Raw genomic sequence first — 16,625 nt, forward strand, 5'->3', positions numbered from 1 at the left:
GCGGAAACGAAGGCGTGGCGATGAAAGCTGTCCCGGCCTCGGGCCGAATACCCCGGCGCGGCCTGATCTGCACGCTCGCCGTGCTGGTGGCGTTCGGGCTGCTGCTCGCCACGTGCACCGCCGTGAGGCACTCGGGCGGAACCGCCGGACCCGTCCCTACCGCGACGGCCTCCGCGAGTGCGTCCGACGCCGCGATCCGCGTGGACCTGCGGCGCTACTACACGCAGAACCCGCGCTGGAGGCCCTGCCCCGAGCGGTCGTTCCAGTGCGCGAGCCTCAGGGTGCCGCGGGACTACGCGCACCCGGAGGCGGGCGACATCGCGCTGTCCGCGATCCTCAGGCCCGCCACCGGCCGCGGCGCCGCGCGTATCGGCGCGCTCCAGATCAACCCCGGTGGGCCCGGCCTCTCCGCCGTCGACGACCTGCTGGCCTACGCCGACAGCTACTCCCCGTCCCTGCGCGCCGCGTACGACCTGGTCGCGGTCGACCCGCGCGGCGTCGGGCACAGCACACCGGTGGAGTGCGGTGCCACCGGCCTGCCGGGCGCCGGGACGCGCGGAACGCCTTCCTCGGACGAGGCCGCGATCATCGACACCTGGGCCGCCTACCACGCGGAGGTCGCCGAGGACTGCGCCCGGCGCGCCGGGCGGCTGCTGCCGCACGTGGGCACCCTGGACGCCGCCCGCGACATGGACGTCGTCCGCGCCGTACTGGGCGAGGACCGCCTGCACTTCCTCGGCTTCTCCTACGGCACCTACCTGGGCGCCACCTACGCCGAGCTCTTCCCCTCCCGCGTCGGCCGGGTCGTCCTGGACGGCGCCGTCGACCCTGCCATGGACGGCTACCACGCCTACCTCAACCAGGCCCGCGGCTACCAGATCGCGTGGGACTCCTTCGCCGCCGACTGCGCCGGCCGCGGCCGCTGCCCGGTCGGCCACTCCGTCGAGGAGGCGGGCCGGACCCTGGACGCGCTGGTCGCCGCGCTCGACCGCGCGCCCCTTCGGCAGGGCAAGGACGACCGTCTCGACGGCGAGGCCCTGCTCGGCGCGGTCGTCACCGCACTGCGCGCGCCCGACTGGGAGACGCTGCGCTCGCTGCTCGACGGTGTGCGGGCCGGCGACGCCACTGTGCTGCGGGAACTCGTGGGCTCCGAGGACGACGCGACCGGTGACGAGTCCATGACGGCGGTCAACTGCCTGAGCTCCGCGCTCGAATCGCGTTCGACCCCGGCCCAGACGCTCGCGGCGCTGCCCGAGTTCCGGCGGGCCTCGCCGCAGTTCGGCGCGTTCTACAACGAGGACCTGTCGACGTGCGCCCACTGGCCCGCGCGGCCCACGCAGGTCCCACGCCGCGTCAGCGCCCACGGCGCCGGGCCCATCCTCGTGCTCGGCACCACCCGCGACCCCGCCACCCCCTACGACCAGGCCCGGGCCCTGGCCGGCCAGCTCTCCTCGGGCCGGCTCCTGACCTGGGACGGCGACGGGCACACCGCCTACCAGCGCGGCAGCCGCTGCGTCGACACCGCCGTCGACGACTATCTGCTGCACGGTCTGCTCCCGCCCTCCGGCGCGGTCTGCCGCTGACTGACCACCCGCCCCGCGCTCCGCGCGGCGCACAGAAAGGCGTGGCCATGAACGCACCCCGACGCAGGCTCCACGGCTTCGTCGCCGTGCTCGGCAGCTGCGGGCTGCTGCTCACCGCGTGCGCGGCGGGCGACCTCCGGCAGACTCCGGCCGGGGCGCTCGCGGCCGCACCCGCAGTGGGTGCCGCCGGCGCCGTACCGGCGGAACTGGCGCGCTACTACGGGCAGAAACCGGGCTGGAAGGCCTGCGCCGGGGTGCCGTCGTTCCAGTGCGCCGACATCGAGGTGCCGCTGGACTACGACCACCCCGAGGGGGGCGACATCACCCTGGCCGCGATACGCCAGAAGGCCACCGGGAGCGGCGCCGCGCGCGTCGGCTCGCTGCAGATGAACCCCGGTGGCCCGGGCTCGTCCGCGATCGCCTACCTCCTCGGCAACGCCGACTCCTTCTCCCCCGCGGTGCGCGCCGCGTACGACCTGGTCGCGGTCGACCCGCGCGGCGTCGGCGCCAGCACCCTGGTGAACTGCGCCACCGGGACCCCCGCGGCGGCCCCGGACCCCGGTGCGCGCAGGGCGGACATCGGCGCCTCGGCCGCGGCCTACGCGGAGGTCGCGGCCGAATGCCGCCGCCACGCGGGGCGGTTGCTGCCGCACGTGAGTACCCTGGACGCCGCCCGCGACATGGACGTCATACGCGCCGTGCTCGGCGACAAGCAGCTGCACTACCTGGGGTTTTCCTACGGCACGTACCTCGGCGCCACCTATGCCGAGCTGTTCCCCTCCCACGTCGGCCGCATGGTCCTCGACGGCGCCGTCGACCCCGCCCTGGACGGATACGACTTCACGATCGGACAGGCCCGCGGCTACGAGGTCGCCTGGAAGTCCTTCGCCGCCGACTGCGCCACCCGGCCCGACTGCCCCGTCGGGCACTCGGTCCAGGAGGCCGACCGCATCCTGAACACCCTGGTGGCGACGCTGAACCGGACTCCGCTGCGGCAGGGCAAGGACATCACGGTGACGGGAGACTCCGTCCTCGGAGCGGTCGTCCTGGGGCTGCGGTCCCCGGCCTGGGAGGCGCTGCGTGCCGCGCTCGCGCAGCTGCGGGCCGGAGACACCACGGCGGTGCAGGCGCTCCTGGGCGTGGACGAGGAGAGCGACCCGGGCGACCAGTCGTACTACGCCGTGTCGTGTCTGAGCTCCACGTTGGGAACGTGGTCGACCGTCGCCCAGGCGCAGGCGGCGCTGCCCGATTTCCGGCGCGCCGCACCGCAGTTCGGCGCGTACTACGCCGGGACCCTGCCGATGTGCACCCAGTGGCCCGTCCGTCCGGACCAGTCCGCGCACCCGATCACCGCGGCCGGGGCGGCGCCGATCCTGGTCGTGGGCACTCTGCGTGACCCGGCCACCCCGTACCCCTGGGCGCAGGCGCTCGCCGGGCAGCTCTCCTCCGGGCGGCTCCTCACCTGGGACGGCGACGGGCACACCGCTTACCACCAGGGCAGCACCTGCGTCGAGAGCGCCGTCGACGACTACCTGACACAAGGTCAGCTCCCACCCTCCGGCACGGTCTGCGTCTGACGGGCGGTGGCCGCCGTGCGGGCCACGGGTGTCCGGTCCGGCAGGCGCGGGCGCATCGCGGCCGGGCTGCTGAGCGCCTGCCTGGTGCTGGCCGCCTGTTCGCCCCAGCGCCCGCACCGGCCGGCGGGCACCAAGCGGCCCGCGACCGCGACCACTCCGGTCGGCTCCGCCGCCTCTGCGGCGGCGTCCGCGGCGGCGTCGGCGGCGTCGGCGCCGGACGTGTCCCGCTACTACCGGCAGCGACTGGACTGGCGGCCCTGCCGGGAAGCGGCGTCGTTCCGGTGCACCTCGGTGACGGTGCCCCTGGACTACACCCGTCCGGAGGCGGGCGACATCCGGCTGGCGGTCGCCCGCCACCGGGCCACCGGTCCGCGCGCGGCCCGGCTCGGCTCGCTGCTGCTCAATCCCGGCGGACCCGGAGTGTCGGCGGTCGACGACCTCCTGTCCTTCGCCGACGGCTTCTCCCCCGCGATACGCGCCGCGTACGACCTGGTCGGCGTCGACCCCCGAGGGGTGGGGCGCAGCGCCCCGGTCGACTGCGGGACGGGCACTTCGCTGCCCGCCCCCGAGGACGAAGAGGAGGCCGTGGGGCCCGGGTCGGGCTTCGCGCTGATCGCCGGCGCGTGCGCACGGAACGTCGGACACCTCCTGCCCCACGTCGGCACCCCCGACGCCGCCCGGGACATGGACGTCGTACGGGAGCTGCTCGGCGACGACCGGCTGGGTTTCCTCGGCTACTCCTACGGCAGCTACCTGGGGGCCACCTATGCGGAGCTCTTCCCCTCCCGCGTCGGCCGCATGGTCCTCGACGGCGCCGTCGACCCCGGCATGGACGCCTTCCGCGCCACCCTCGGCATGGCGCGCGGCTACCAGGTGGCCTGGGACGCCTTCGCCGCCGACTGCGTCTCCCGCCCCGGCTGCCCCGTCGGCCACTCGCTCCGGGACGCGGGCCGCGTCCTGGACGGCCTGGTCGCGGAACTCGACGAAGCCTCCCGGAAGGTGAACGCCCGCGGCGTCTCCGCCACCGGCGACGATCTGCTCACCGCGGTCACCTCGGCACTCGCGACGCGGACGTGGGCCGGACTGCGCTCCCTGCTCCGCGAGGTGCAGGCGGGCGACGCCGCCACCCGGCGACTGCTCCTCGGCACGGACGACGCCGGAGGACCGGGTGAGCAGTCCCTGGCGGCGGTCAACTGCCTGAGCTCCGCGCTGGGTCCGCGGTCGACCGACGCGCAGACTCGTGCGGCCGTGCCCGAGTTCCGCCGTGCGGCACCACAATTCGGCGCCTACTACGCGGGGTTCCTCCCGATGTGCGCCCACTGGCCGGCCCGCCCGACCCAGGTGCCGCACCGCATCACCGCCCGCAGCGCCCCGCCCATCCTCGTCGTCGGCACCACCCGCGACCCCGCCACCCCCTACGACCAGGCCCGGGCCCTGGCCCGCCAGCTCTCCTCGGGCCGGCTCCTCACCTGGGACGGAGACGGGCACACCGCCTACCAGCGCGGCAGCCGCTGCGTCGACACCGCCGTCGACGACTACTTCCTGCACGGCCGGCTCCCACCGGACGGCACCGTATGCCGCTGACGGGCACCGCGTCACGGACGTCACCACGTACCACGTCACCACGCACCACTTCACCACGCACCACTTCAGCACGACATGGGGAAGGCAGGGCGATGGACGCTGTCCGGCACACCGGCCACGGACCCGGGAGGGGACGACACCGCATGGTCGCGGCAGTGGGCGCCTGCGCTCTGCTCGCGACCGCGTGCGCCTGGCTGCACGCCGGGAAGCCGCCCGCCGCGACCCGCCTGGCAGCGCTCGGTGCGGCCCGCTCCGTTGACGTGCGGCCGGAACCGGCCCGCCACTACACGCAGCGGCCCGTGTGGCAACCGTGCGAGGACGAGCCGTCCTACCAGTGCACGACCCTCGCGGCGCCGCTGGACTACGCCCACCCCGAGTCGGGCGACATCACCCTGGCCGTCACGCGCCTGAGGTCCACGGGGACCGCCTCGGAACGCATCGGCTCGCTGCTGTACAACCCCGGTGGCCCCGGGGACTCCGCCATCGACGGCCTGCGGGGGATCGCCGAGGACTTCTCCCCCGCGATGCGCGCCGCCTACGACCTGGTCGCCGTCGACCCGCGCGGTGTCGGTGCCAGCACCCCGCTGGACTGCGGCTCCGCCGCGCCGGCTCCCGCCACCGGCTCCCGTCCGTTCGCCGGCGGGAAGCCGGACTTCGAGGCCCTGGACGAGGCGCGCGCGGAGACCGCCGACGCGTGCCTACGGCACTCCGGCCGGCTGCTGCCCCACGTCGGCACCCCGGACGCCGCCCGCGATCTGGACCTGGTGCGCGCCCTCGTCGGTGACGAGCGGCTGCACTACCTCGGCTTCTCCTACGGCACCTACCTCGGCGCCACCTACGCGGAGCTCTTCCCCTCCCGCGTCGGCCGCATGGTCCTCGACGGCGGCGTCGACCCCACGATCGACGGCTACCGCCGCTTCCTGGATCCCGCACACGGCTACCAGGTGGCCTGGGAGGCCTTCGCCGCCGACTGCGCGCGCCGCCCCGGCTGCCCCGTCGGCCGCTCCCCGGCGGAGGCGGGCCGGGTCCTGGACGCCCTGGTGGCCCGTCTCGACCGGAGCCCGCGGCGGGAGGGCAAGGACGTCGCCGTCACGGGGGCCGATCTGCTCCGCATCGTCCTGGCGGCGCTGAAGAGGCCCGCGTGGGACGAACTGCGCCTGGCGCTGGGCGAGATGGTCGCCCCGGCCGGCGACACCGCCGCCCTGCAGCGGCTCTCCGCCGCGGAGGAGGAGGCCGTCGCCGACGTCGGGTTCACGGCGGTCAGCTGCCTGAGCGCGGCACTGGGGCCCGTGTTCACTCCCGCGCAGGCGGAGGCGCTGCTCCCCGCGTTCCGGCGTGCCTCGCCCCAGTTCGGGGCGTACTACTCCGCGCTGCTCACCACCTGCGCCCACTGGCCCGTCGGCCCGGCCCGCCCCGCTCAGGCCTTCTCGGCTCCCCCGACCGCGCCGATCCTGGTCGTCGGCACCCTGCGCGACCCGGCCACCCCGTACGCCTGGTCGCAGGCGCTCACCCGGCTGTTCCCCTCCGCTCGGCTCGTCACCTGGGACGGCGACGGGCACACCGCCTACCTGCAGCCCGGGAGCGCGTGCGTCGACGCCGCGGTCGACCGGTACCTGCTCAGCGGCCGGCTCCCGCCCGCCGGCACGGTCTGCCACTGAGGACACGCCGAGGCGCGCTCCCCCCGCACGGCCGGGAAGAGCGCGCCTCGGGCAGCGGGCTCAGCCGCGGCGTCCGTTGCCTCCGCCGAGGCCCTTGTCGAGCCCGGCACGACGCAGGGCGTCGGCCATGGCGCCGCCGGGGGCCGGACGGTCGCGGTCGCCCCGGGACTGGCGCGGCGGGTTGCCGCCCCGGCGGTCGGGACGGGGACCGCGCTCCTGGCGTTCGGGGCGGGGACCGCGCTCCTGGCGGCCGCCGCCGCCGGCGTTGCCCTTGGGCGCGCCCGCCTCGTCCTCCAGGCGGAGGGTGAGGGAGATGCGCTTGCGCGGGATGTCGACGTCGAGCACCTTGACGCGGACGATGTCGCCGGGCTTGACGACCTCGCGCGGGTCGCTCACGAAGTTCCGGGACATCGCCGAGACGTGCACGAGACCGTCCTGGTGGACGCCGACGTCCACGAAGGCGCCGAAGGCCGCCACATTGGTGACGACTCCCTCCAGGACCATGCCGGGCTCGAGGTGCTTGAGCTCCTCCACGCCCTCCTTGAAGGCGGCGGTCTTGAAGGCGGGCCGCGGGTCGCGTCCGGGCTTCTCCAGTTCGGAGAGGATGTCGCTGACCGTCGGCAGACCGAAGGTGTCGTCGACGAACTCCTGCGGCCTCAGCCCGCGCAGCACCGTGGCGTTGCCGATGAGCGCCTTGATGTCGGTGCCCGCCGCCGTGCTCATGCGCCGTACGACCGGGTACGACTCGGGGTGCACGCTGGACGCGTCCAGCGGGTCGTCGCCGTCGGGGATGCGCAGGAAGCCGGCGCACTGCTCGTACGCCTTCGGGCCGAGCCGGGCCACGTCCTTCAGGGCGGTGCGCCGGCGGAACGGGCCGTTGGTGTCGCGGTGGGCGACGATGTTGGCGGCCAGGCCCTCGGTGATCCCGGAGACGCGGCGCAGCAGCGGCACGGAGGCGGTGTTGACGTCGACGCCGACGCCGTTCACGCAGTCCTCGACGACCGCGTCGAGGGAGCGCGAGAGCTTCACCTCGGACAGGTCGTGCTGGTACTGGCCGACGCCGATCGACTTGGGGTCGATCTTGACGAGTTCGGCGAGCGGGTCCTGGAGCCGGCGGGCGATGGACACCGCGCCGCGCAGCGACACGTCGAGTTCGGGCAGCTCGGCGGAGGCGTAGGCGGAGGCGGAGTACACCGAGGCGCCGGCCTCGGAGACGACGGCCTTGGTGAGCTTCAGCTCCGGGTGGCGCTTGACGAGGTCCGCGGCGAGCTTGTCGGTCTCGCGGGAGGCGGTGCCGTTGCCGATGGCGACGAGGTCGACCTTGTGGGCGGCGGCGAGCCGGGCGAGGGTCGCGATGGAGGCGTCCCACTGGTTGCGCGGCACGTGCGGGTAGATGGTGTCGGTGGCGACGACCTTGCCCGTCGCGTCGACCACGGCCACCTTGACGCCGGTGCGGAAGCCCGGGTCCAGGCCCATGGTGGCGCGCGTGCCGGCGGGGGCGGCCAGCAGCAGGTCGCGCAGGTTGGCGGCGAAGACCCGGACCGCCTCGTCCTCGGCGTCCTGGCGCAGCTGGACGCGCAGGTCGAGGCCGAGCCGCACGAGGAAGCGGGTGCGCCAGGCCCAGCGCACGCTGTCGCCGAGCCACTTGTCGGCGGGGCGGCCGCGGTCGGTGATGCCGAAGTGGTGGGCGATCTTGCGCTCGAAGGTGGAGGGGCCCTCCTCGACGGGCTCCTCGGGCTCCATGGTGAGGTCGAGGACCTCCTCCTTCTCGCCGCGCAGCATGGCGAGCACTCGGTGCGAGGGGAGCTTGGTGTACGGCTCGGCGAAGTCGAAGTAGTCCGCGAACTTCGCGCCCTCCTCCTCCTTGCCCTCGCGCACCTTGGCGACGAGCCGGCCCCGCTCCCACATCCGGGTGCGGAGTTCGCCGACGAGGTCGGCGTCCTCGGACCACCGCTCGGTGAGGATCGACCGGGCGCCCTCCAGCGCCGCCGCGGCGTCGGCGACGCCCTTGTCGGCGTCGACGAAGCCGGCGGCCTCGGCCTGCGGGTCCAGGGACGGATCACCGACGAGGCGGTCGGCGAGGGGCTCCAGGCCGGCCTCGCGGGCGATCTGCGCCTTGGTGCGCCGCTTGGGCTTGTAGGGCAGGTAGATGTCCTCGAGGCGGGCCTTGGAGTCCGCGGCGAGGATCTGCGCCTTCAGTGCGTCGTCGAGCTTGCCCTGGGAGTCGATGGACTCCAGGATCGCGGCCCGCCGCTCGTCCAGTTCGCGCAGGTAGCGCAGGCGCTCCTCCAGCGTCCGCAGCTGGGCGTCGTCGAGGCCGTCCGTCGCCTCCTTGCGGTACCGGGCCACGAACGGCACGGTCGCGCCGCCGTCGAGCAGCTCGACTGCCGATGTGACCTGACCTTCCCGTACGCCGAGTTCCTCGGCGATCCTGCGCTCGACCGAGACCGTTGTCGTCACGATGTGCGACCTGCTTTCTGGCTGGACTACCGGTGCATTATTGCCGAGCCCGGCCGTCCGGCCGCGAGCCTGGGCCTATGCCGCGCCGGAGTCCGGGCCGAAGTCCGCACCGGAGTGCGGGCCGGAGTGCGGGTGCAGGCGCTTCTCGAACCAGTGGTCGGCGTAGCGTTCGCCGTTGTAGTCGGCGATCTCGTGGTAGCCGAGCTTCGCGTACAGGGTCCGTGCCTCGACCAGGTCGGCCCGGGTGTCCAGGCGGATCACGTCCGCGCCCAGGTGGTCGCGCGCCGCGCGCTCCGCGGCCCCGACCAGCAGTGCGGCCCCGCCGGTGCGGCGGGCCGCCGGGGCGACCCAGACACGGCGGAGTTCGGCGACGCCGGGGGCGAGGAGGCGGACGCCCGCGCACCCCGCCGGGCGGCCACCGTGGCGGCCGACGAGGAAGCGCCCGGAGGTCCCGGAGAGGTCGTCACTGGTGTGCTCGGTGAGCAGGTCGTCGATCTCCCCCCGGGTCATCGGCCTGCCGTAGTAGCGGCTGACGATGTCGTCGTAGTACCTCCACAGCAGGTCCTTCGAGACGGCGTCGTCAACGGCGAGCGGGGCGATCTCCCATACGGGCGAAGCGTGGACGTTCGGTCGCGGTACGGTCACGCGGCCCATCGTGGCAGCACGTGCCGTCGCTATCCTCCGAATATTCGTTGGCACGTCAACGACGTACGGGGGCACGACATGACGCGGCACGCCGCGCGGAAGAGCCATCCCATCGCCACGGCGGACCAGTCCTGCAACGGCGTCCTGGTCTTCGACCCCGAGGCCGCCGACTGGTCGGGACCCGCCGCCGTGACCTGGCGCTGGAGTGCGCCGGGCGGGGCCGGCACGAGCTGGCAGCACCTGTCGGACGTGCGGCTGCGCAGGACGCAGGCGTACGGGCGGGTGGTGCTCGTGGCCGCGTCCGGCGGCCGGGCGGCGATGGTGCGCGAGGACACCGGGGCGATCGTGTGGCAGACGGTGACCCCGGCCGACAGCCCGCACGCGATCGAGCGCATCCCGGGCGGGGTGATCGTGGTGGCCTCCGGGGCGCCCGGCCGACTGCGGCTGTACGCGGACACCGAGCAGAGCGCGCCGTTCCGCACCGTGCCGCTGCCGCGGGCGCGCGGGGTGCTGTACGACCCGGAGCACGGGGCGCTGTGGGCGATCGGCGCCGAGCGGCTGGTGCGCTACGCGGTGTCGGGCCGGGGCACGGCGACCACGCTGACCGAGCACAGCGCCGTCCGCTTCGAGGGCGAGGGCCGCGATCTGCAGCCGGTGTACGGCGACCCGGGGGCGCTGTGGTTCACCGACACCTACGGGGTGTACCGGCTGGACGTCGCGACCCGCAGGTACCGGCAGGTGGACGGGGCGAGCGGGGTGAGCGCGTACACCAACCAGCCGACCGGGACGCGCATCCGGGCCCGTTCGCAGGCGGCGGGGCCCCGTGGCTGGGGCGGGCCGACGGTCGAGTTCCTCGACGCCGACGGAACGCCGGTGTACGCGCGGACCCGTCCCGGAGCGGAGTTCGCGACGGTGCGCCTGTGGACCCCGGACTTCCGCTGAGGCCGGGGTACCGGCGGGCCGGCGCGGCGACCGGGGGCGACCGGGGGACCGGCCCCCGCGCCCGGACGGGGGCATGTAATGATCAGATGTATTTGCCCCTGCCACCTTTTCTGCGGCCGACGCCCGACCGGGCGCCGCGCCCCCGGCGGGCCCCGGTGCGCCAGCACCCGGCCGGCCGGCACCCACGGACACGCCACCGGAGGCTTCGCTCCCATGGAATACCGCCATCTCGGCCGTAGCGGCCTGGTCATCAGCGAGATCGCGTACGGCAACTGGCTCACCCACGGCTCGCAGGTGGAGGCGGACGCCGCCACGGCGTGCGTGCGCGCGGCACTGGACGTCGGCATCACCAGCTTCGACACCGCCGACGTCTACGCGGGGACGCGTGCCGAGTCCGTCCTCGGTGAGGCGCTGAAGGGCGAGCGCCGCGAGGGCATCGAGATCTTCACCAAGGTCTTCTGGCCGACCGGTCCGGGCCGCAACGACCGCGGGCTGTCGCGCAAGCACATCATGGAGTCGATCACCGGCTCGCTGCGCCGCCTGCAGACCGACTACGTCGACCTCTACCAGGCGCACCGGTACGACGTGGACACCCCGCTCGAGGAGACGATGGAGGCGTTCGCCGACGTCGTCCACTCGGGCAAGGCCCTCTACATCGGCGTCTCGGAGTGGCCCGCGGAGCAGATCCGGCGCGCCCACGCCATGGCGCGGGAGCTGCGCGTCCCGCTGGTGTCGAACCAGCCGCAGTACAACGCCCTGTGGCGGATCATCGAGGGCGAGGTCGTCCCGGCCTGCGAGGAGCTGGGCATGGGCCAGGTCGTCTTCTCGCCGATCGCGCAGGGTGTGCTGACCGGCAAGTACCGGCGGGGGCAGGAGCCCCCGGCGGGCTCGCGTGCCACCGACGACAAGGGCGGCGCGGGCATGATCTCGCGGTGGATGCGCGACGACGTCCTCGACGCCGTCCAGCGGCTCCAGCCGCTCGCCGCGGAGGCCGGGCTGTCCCTGGCCCAGCTGGCGGTGGCGTGGGTGCTGCAGAACTCCAACGTCTCGGCGGCCATCGTCGGCGCCTCGCGCCCCGAGCAGGTCGCGGAGAACGCCAAGGCGGCCGGCGTCGTCCTGGAGAAGGAGCTGATGGCGCGCATCGAGGAGATCCTGGAGCCGGTCGCCGAGACCGACCCCAAGCGGGTCCACGAGAACGTCCCTCCGCACCGCTCCTGAGCGGTGCGCCCCGGCCCCGCGGTCCGCACGGACCGCGGGGCCGGGGCGCGGGTGCGCCTCAGCCTCAGGCGGTGTGACAGTGGCCCTCGCCCCGCGGGGTCTCCTTGGGGAGGTCGAGCGAGGGGTTGCGGTCGAAGAAGCCGGTGGGCTTGAGGGTGAACCCGCTGTGGTCGACGGGCATGACCGGCCACTCCTCCAGCCGCGGCAGGTGCGTGGGGCCGAAGGTGTGCCAGACGGTCAGCTCGGTGTCCTCCAGCGACTCGCCCCCCGCGGTCCACAGGGGCAGTCCGGCGCCGCCCGCGTTCTGGTTGGGGTAGTCGCCCGCGGGGAAGCGCCGCTCGGGGCGGTGCCGGGTGACCCACACGTGCTTGGTGCCGTAGGCCATGCGGCGGGCGACCGCCGAGTCCGGCTGGGCCAGGACGACCGGGCCGGGCTGCGGTACGAGGGTGTACGCCACGGGCTTGCCCATGCGGTTGAGGGAGCCGGGGTTGGTGATCCGCCAGCGGCGGCCGGCCAGCGGGTCGGCGAGGCGGCCGCCCTCGGCGCTGTCGGCGACGGGGGTCACGCGGGTGGTGAAGACGTTGCCGTTGGGGTTGTCCGGTCCGCTCGGGACGGGGACGACGTCCACCTCCTCCACCGTGTTGGCGTGGCCGTCGACCGCCGCGTCCAGCCGTACGCAGAACAGGTGCTGGTGGAACGGGGCGAGCAGGCCGGGCGCGACCTCCGTGCCGACCGCGTCGGCGGTGCCGGGCTCGACGGCGGAGGTCTGCACGATGCCGGTGGACTTGGCCTCGAAGCCGATCGTGCCGTCCTGGTGGAAGTACCAGTAGAAGCCGTAGTCGTAGTTGCCCACGGTGGCGATGTAGGAGACGACCAGGCGGCGCGCGCGGCGGCTCTCGGCGGCCATGTCGTTGAAGATGTCGGTGTGCTTCCACAGGAGGCCGTAGTCCTCCTCGTGGATGCAGATGGCGTTGGGCAGCGTCTCGGGGTTGCCGAGGTCGTCGGAGAGGACGGCGTCGAGGTAGGTGATCTCGCCGAGGCAGTCGCAGCCCAGCTTCAGGGCGTTGGCGTTGCGGCCGAGGGAGTACTCGCCCGCGTCGAGGAAGGCGACCCAGTTGCGGTCGTCGCCGGGCTCGGCGTAGGCGACGGCCATCTCGGCCAGGGAGGCCCGGTGCAGCACGGGGCGGACGCGGTCGCCGTCCTCGTGGCCGATCTGGTGCAGGACCAGGCCCTCGCGGCCGTTGAAGTCGATGCGGAAGCGCCACTTCTGCCACGTCAGCAGCCGGCCGCTCAGGGCGAAGGACGGTCCCTCGGGCTGGGTGATCTCCAGCGGGCGCAGGTCGGTGCGGGCCGGGCCGTTGAACTCGGCCTCGTAGCGGCCGCATTCGGTGGGGATGGGCACGGCGCCGGTGTCGATGAGGCGGACGACCTTCCGCTCGATGACGTCGACGTCGGCGACGAGCCCGGCCACCGGGTGCGCCCAGGGGCTGTCGGAGGCGTTGCAGCGCAGCCAGGTCAGCGAGCGCATCAGGCGGGCGCCGGGGCGGTCCTCGAAGCGCAGCGGGCCGGCGCCGAGGGGGGCGGCGACGGCGAGGTCCAGGTCGGTGACGCCGCGTTCGGCCATGGCCTTGCGCCAGCCGGGGTCGGCCTTCACGACCTGCTCGACGATCTCGTACTCCTCGAAGGTGACCGGTGGCTGGCCCTCCTGCTCGGTGTCGAGTTCGCGGTGGGCGACGACGGCGCCCGCGGTGACGTCGACCAGGGCCTCGGCGGCGGCGCCGGTGAGCGAGTCGAGGAGGGTGACGCGCAGCCGGCGCACCACGGGGTCCCCGTCGCGGTGGGCGTCGGCGGTGTGCCGGTCGGGCTCGTCGAGGAGGACCAGGGGGAAGCGGGTCGCGTCGGTGACCCTGCCCTCCTCGGCGAGGATGCGGCGGGCGGCGGAGATCTCGTCGGCGGTCAGCGGGTCGAGGGGGTGGGGTGCGGCGGGCGCGGCGTCTGCGTCGGTGTGGCAGCAGGAGGACATCGGGACAACCCTCTTGTGGACGTTGGTCGTTGCGCGGACGGGTGCTACGGACATGGAACCGGCCCGCCGCCCCCCGGGCCAGAGGGGCGACGGGCCGGACGGGGTCAGGAGGCGGCGGTCTCCGCGTCGGTGCCCGCGGACTCACGGGCCTGCTCGATCCGGAACGCCTCGTTGCCGAGGCCGATGCGGGCGTGCACCTCGGGACGCGTGGCGCGCAGCACCGCCCCGTACACCAGGCCGCCGACGACGGCGGCGCCGATGATGCCGGGCAGCACCCAGGAGACGGCGGACCCGTCGCCGGCGACCAGGACGTCGAAGTCCTTGACGGCGTAGACGGCGATGACGATCAGCGCGATGCCCGCCAGCGCGGAGGCGGCGATCCGCGGCGCCTGGGTGCGCAGCGCGCCGCGGCGGACGAAGTAGCCGATGACGGCGAAGGACGCGGTCGCCAGCAGCACGATGACGCCCAGGGCGCCTACGTTGCCGAACCAGGTGAACAGCTTCAGCACGGGCGCGGTCGGGTCGTGGTCGGCCGCGGCACTGCTGTCGGTGACGGCGAAGGCGACCACGAAGCCGAGGGACACCAGCGTCTGCAGCAGCGAGCCGAAGGCGGGGGCACCGCTGTTGGGGTTGGTGCGGCCGAAGGCGGAGGGCAGCAGGCCCTCGCGGCCCATCGCGAAGGCGTAGCGGGCGACGACGTTGTGGAAGCTGAGCAGGCAGGCGAACATGCCGGTCACGTAGAGGACGTGCAGGACGTCGGTGAAGGTGGCGCCGATGATGGACTCGCTGAGGCCGAAGAGCAGTCCGGGTCCCTGCTTCTGCGACTCCTCGACGATCTGCGACGGGCCGGCCGCGATGCTCAGCGCCCAGGAGCTGATGGCGAAGAAGACCGCGACGAAGGTGACGGCGAGGAAGGTCACCCGGGCGACCACGACCTGCGGCCGGCTGGTCTCCTCGGCGTAGACCGGCGACTGCTCGAAGCCGACGAAGCTGGCGATGCAGAAGCACAGGGCGGTGCCCAGGCCCGCGCCGCTGAGCGTGCTCGGGTCGAAGGCGTGCATCGACAGGCCCTCCTTGGCGGGGCTGCCGATGGCGGCGACGTCGAAGATGACGACGAGCGCGATCTCGATCAGCAGCAGGACGCCGAGGACCTTGGCGTTGACGTCGATCTTGAGCCAGCCGAGCGCGCCGACCGCGAGGACGCCGAGGACGGCCGGGATCCACCAAGCGACGGTGGTGTCGAGATATGTCTGGAAGAGCCCGGAGATCTCGAAGCCGAACAGGCCGAAGACCGCGAACTGCATGGCGCTGTACGACACCAGGGCGACGAGCGAGGCGGCGGCGCCCGCGGTGCCGCCGAGTCCGCGGGCGATGTAGGCGTAGAAGGCGCCCGCGTTGTGGACGTGGCGGCTCATCTCGGCGTAGCCGACGCTGAAGAGGAGCAGCACCACGCCGAGGATGACGAACAGCAGCGGCTGCCCGACGATCCCCATCACGCCGTACGTGGTGGGCATGACGCCCGCGACCACCATCAGCGGCGCGCTGGCGGCGACCACGGAAAGGAGCAGGCCTGACATGCCGAGGCGGTCGGCCCGCAGGGCTCTCTCCTCGCCTTTGAACGTGCTGATCCCGCTGTTGCCCGTCAGCATGGCGGTTCCTTCCTGGGAGGGGTGGGGTGGTGCTGGTGCGTCATGTGGGCGGGCCCTACGGGGAGCCGGGACCGAGGACGGCCTCTCGCGCGGCGCGGAAGGCCTTCTTGGGGTCGCGGTCCGGATAGGCCCACGGGATGCGGGTGGCGTGACCGCCGATCCGGTTGAACAGGGCCGCGGCCTCGGCGGTGCGGCCGTGCAGGAACTGCGCGTGGACGAGGAAGTTGAGGTCGAGGTGGAGGCGCGGGTGGTCGTGCTCGTCGCCGTCGAACTCCAGCCACCAGTCGAAGCCCCGCTTGAGTGCCTGCCGGGCCCGCCATCCGTCCCAGTGCCCGGAGGCCGCGGGGTCGGCGGGCAGCGTGCCGGCGGTGGCCTGGACGCGGTACAGCTCGGCGTGGGCGACGACCGGGAGGACGGCCAGCGGTGAGCCGGCGGGCGCCTCGCCGGCGGCCCAGTCGACGAACTCGTACACCTCGTGGAAGGCCCCGCCGTCCGCGGCGGCCTGGGGGCGTTCGGCGAGGCAGGCGGTCATCAGGTGGTGCCCGTGGTGGTGGCTGCGGTGGCGGCCGCGGACCTGGTCGAAGGCGCGTATCTGCTCGTCGTCGCTGCCGGTGTGGCGGGCCAGGATCAGCAGGCAGAGCCACGGGGTGGGGTCGGCCGGGGTGAGCGCGGCGGCGGCGAGGCAGGCCTCGCGGGCCCGTTCGGGTTTCTCCTTGCCGGCGACGACGCGGAACACCGTGGCGGCGGCCAGCAGCGCGGCCGCGTCGGAACTGCCGGGTTCGGCGAGCTGCCACTCGCGGGCCCAGGTGGCGCTGGCGCCGCCCTCGCCCAGGACGACCAGGCGGTGCCCACGGCGGTCCCAGTCGTCACCGGTCTCGGCGAGCAGGCTGCGGGCGGCCGTCCAGCGTCCCTGGGCGAGCGCGGCGCGGGCGTCGGCCAGTGGCTCGTCGTCCAGGGCAGGATCGAACCGCAGGTCGTCCCGGGAGCGGGAGAAACCGAACGGGGGTGGAGGAGGAGTCATCCTCGGGGTGCCTCCACGGCGCGCACGTGAGGTCCGGCCCGGGGCGGGGCTTCCCGTTCGGCGTCCGGTGATCGCTTGATCACACAAAGCCAACCGGTATGAGCAGGTCCACTTCAAGTCTGGATCTGTTGTCTCGATGTAGTCCCGCACGTGTGTCCGAGCGCGGGCGGGCGCCGCGGAACACGGATCGGGACGGATAGCGGCGATCGCCTGCGCGGCACGCGCCGCGCCTGATATTCGAACGTACGAATATGAGACGAAGGAG

General features: G+C 73.9%; 11 protein-coding genes. 6 read left to right on the forward strand and 5 right to left on the reverse strand.

Annotation, left to right across the window (positions count from 1 at the left end; all coding sequences use genetic code 11):
• Window positions 1–20 precede the first annotated feature (20 nt).
• The 4 genes from CHF15_RS10750 to CHF15_RS10765 all read left to right on the forward strand — a co-directional run bounded on the left by CHF15_RS10750 (window position 21) and on the right by CHF15_RS10765 (window position 6,402).
• On the forward strand, window positions 21–1,583 hold the full coding sequence (locus CHF15_RS10750) for an alpha/beta hydrolase (protein ID WP_089223444.1): 1,563 nt from the start codon (window positions 21–23) through the stop codon (window positions 1,581–1,583).
• Window positions 1,584–1,630: 47 nt separating this feature from the next.
• A complete protein-coding gene (locus CHF15_RS10755) occupies window positions 1,631–3,160 on the forward strand; it encodes an alpha/beta hydrolase (protein WP_089223445.1) in 1,530 nt (509 codons plus the stop codon).
• Between the two features lie 15 nt (window positions 3,161–3,175).
• The gene (locus CHF15_RS10760; protein ID WP_245938761.1) at window positions 3,176–4,744 is read left to right on the forward strand and encodes an alpha/beta hydrolase; all 1,569 of its coding nucleotides are present in this window, start codon (window positions 3,176–3,178) and stop codon (window positions 4,742–4,744) included.
• 143 nt (window positions 4,745–4,887) lie between these two features.
• Entirely contained in the window at window positions 4,888–6,402 is a 1,515-nt protein-coding gene (locus CHF15_RS10765) for an alpha/beta hydrolase (protein WP_245938762.1), read from the forward strand.
• Between the two features lie 60 nt (window positions 6,403–6,462).
• Here CHF15_RS10765 and CHF15_RS10770 read toward each other — a convergent pair whose 3' ends face one another.
• Together CHF15_RS10770 and CHF15_RS10775 are read right to left on the reverse strand one after the other, a co-directional pair.
• On the reverse strand, window positions 6,463–8,862 hold the full coding sequence (locus CHF15_RS10770) for a Tex family protein (RefSeq protein ID WP_089223448.1): 2,400 nt from the start codon (window positions 8,860–8,862) through the stop codon (window positions 6,463–6,465).
• Window positions 8,863–8,937: 75 nt separating this feature from the next.
• Window positions 8,938–9,516, reverse strand: coding sequence for a GNAT family N-acetyltransferase (locus CHF15_RS10775; protein WP_179279728.1), 579 nt, complete (start codon window positions 9,514–9,516; stop codon window positions 8,938–8,940).
• Between the two features lie 69 nt (window positions 9,517–9,585).
• Between CHF15_RS10775 and CHF15_RS10780 the strand changes: the two genes are divergently transcribed.
• Together CHF15_RS10780 and CHF15_RS10785 are read left to right on the forward strand one after the other, a co-directional pair.
• The gene (locus CHF15_RS10780; protein ID WP_089223449.1) at window positions 9,586–10,449 is read left to right on the forward strand and encodes a DUF6528 family protein; all 864 of its coding nucleotides are present in this window, start codon (window positions 9,586–9,588) and stop codon (window positions 10,447–10,449) included.
• A gap of 213 nt (window positions 10,450–10,662) precedes the next feature.
• Window positions 10,663–11,667 (forward strand): aldo/keto reductase family protein, encoded by a 1,005-nt coding sequence (locus CHF15_RS10785; protein ID WP_089223450.1) that lies wholly within the window; start codon window positions 10,663–10,665, stop codon window positions 11,665–11,667.
• Window positions 11,668–11,731: 64 nt separating this feature from the next.
• On the opposite strand, the gene CHF15_RS10790 is transcribed toward CHF15_RS10785, so the two are convergent.
• From CHF15_RS10790 to CHF15_RS10800, 3 genes are all read right to left on the reverse strand, one after another.
• Window positions 11,732–13,690: a primary-amine oxidase gene (locus tag CHF15_RS10790; RefSeq protein WP_089223451.1), complete on the reverse strand. Its 1,959-nt coding sequence runs from the start codon at window positions 13,688–13,690 to the stop codon at window positions 11,732–11,734.
• Window positions 13,691–13,794: 104 nt separating this feature from the next.
• Window positions 13,795–15,339: an APC family permease gene (locus CHF15_RS10795; protein ID WP_089223452.1), complete on the reverse strand. Its 1,545-nt coding sequence runs from the start codon at window positions 15,337–15,339 to the stop codon at window positions 13,795–13,797.
• A 55-nt stretch (window positions 15,340–15,394) separates the two neighbouring features.
• Window positions 15,395–16,360 carry a hypothetical protein gene (locus CHF15_RS10800; RefSeq protein ID WP_089223453.1) on the reverse strand — a complete coding sequence of 322 codons (966 nt, stop codon included), beginning with the start codon at window positions 16,358–16,360 and terminating at the stop codon, window positions 15,395–15,397.
• Window positions 16,361–16,625 lie beyond the last annotated feature (265 nt).

Source organism: Actinacidiphila glaucinigra, from assembly GCF_900188405.1.
Classification (GTDB): Bacteria; Actinomycetota; Actinomycetes; order Streptomycetales; family Streptomycetaceae; genus Actinacidiphila; species Actinacidiphila glaucinigra.

What these genes read in the sequence shown, in the direction of transcription:
- CHF15_RS10800 (WP_089223453.1), bottom strand. Translation starts at nt 16,360, where the DNA reads ATGACTCCTCCTCCACCCCCGTTCGGTTTCTCCCGCTCCCGGGACGAC.
- CHF15_RS10795 (WP_089223452.1), bottom strand. Translation starts at nt 15,339, where the DNA reads ATGCTGACGGGCAACAGCGGGATCAGCACGTTCAAAGGCGAGGAGAGA.
- CHF15_RS10755 (WP_089223445.1), top strand. Translation starts at nt 1,631, where the DNA reads ATGAACGCACCCCGACGCAGGCTCCACGGCTTCGTCGCCGTGCTCGGC.
- CHF15_RS10790 (WP_089223451.1), bottom strand. Translation starts at nt 13,690, where the DNA reads ATGTCCTCCTGCTGCCACACCGACGCAGACGCCGCGCCCGCCGCACCC.
- CHF15_RS10750 (WP_089223444.1), top strand. Translation starts at nt 21, where the DNA reads ATGAAAGCTGTCCCGGCCTCGGGCCGAATACCCCGGCGCGGCCTGATC.
- CHF15_RS10765 (WP_245938762.1), top strand. Translation starts at nt 4,888, where the DNA reads ATGGTCGCGGCAGTGGGCGCCTGCGCTCTGCTCGCGACCGCGTGCGCC.
- CHF15_RS10785 (WP_089223450.1), top strand. Translation starts at nt 10,663, where the DNA reads ATGGAATACCGCCATCTCGGCCGTAGCGGCCTGGTCATCAGCGAGATC.
- CHF15_RS10780 (WP_089223449.1), top strand. Translation starts at nt 9,586, where the DNA reads ATGACGCGGCACGCCGCGCGGAAGAGCCATCCCATCGCCACGGCGGAC.
- CHF15_RS10775 (WP_179279728.1), bottom strand. Translation starts at nt 9,516, where the DNA reads ATGGGCCGCGTGACCGTACCGCGACCGAACGTCCACGCTTCGCCCGTA.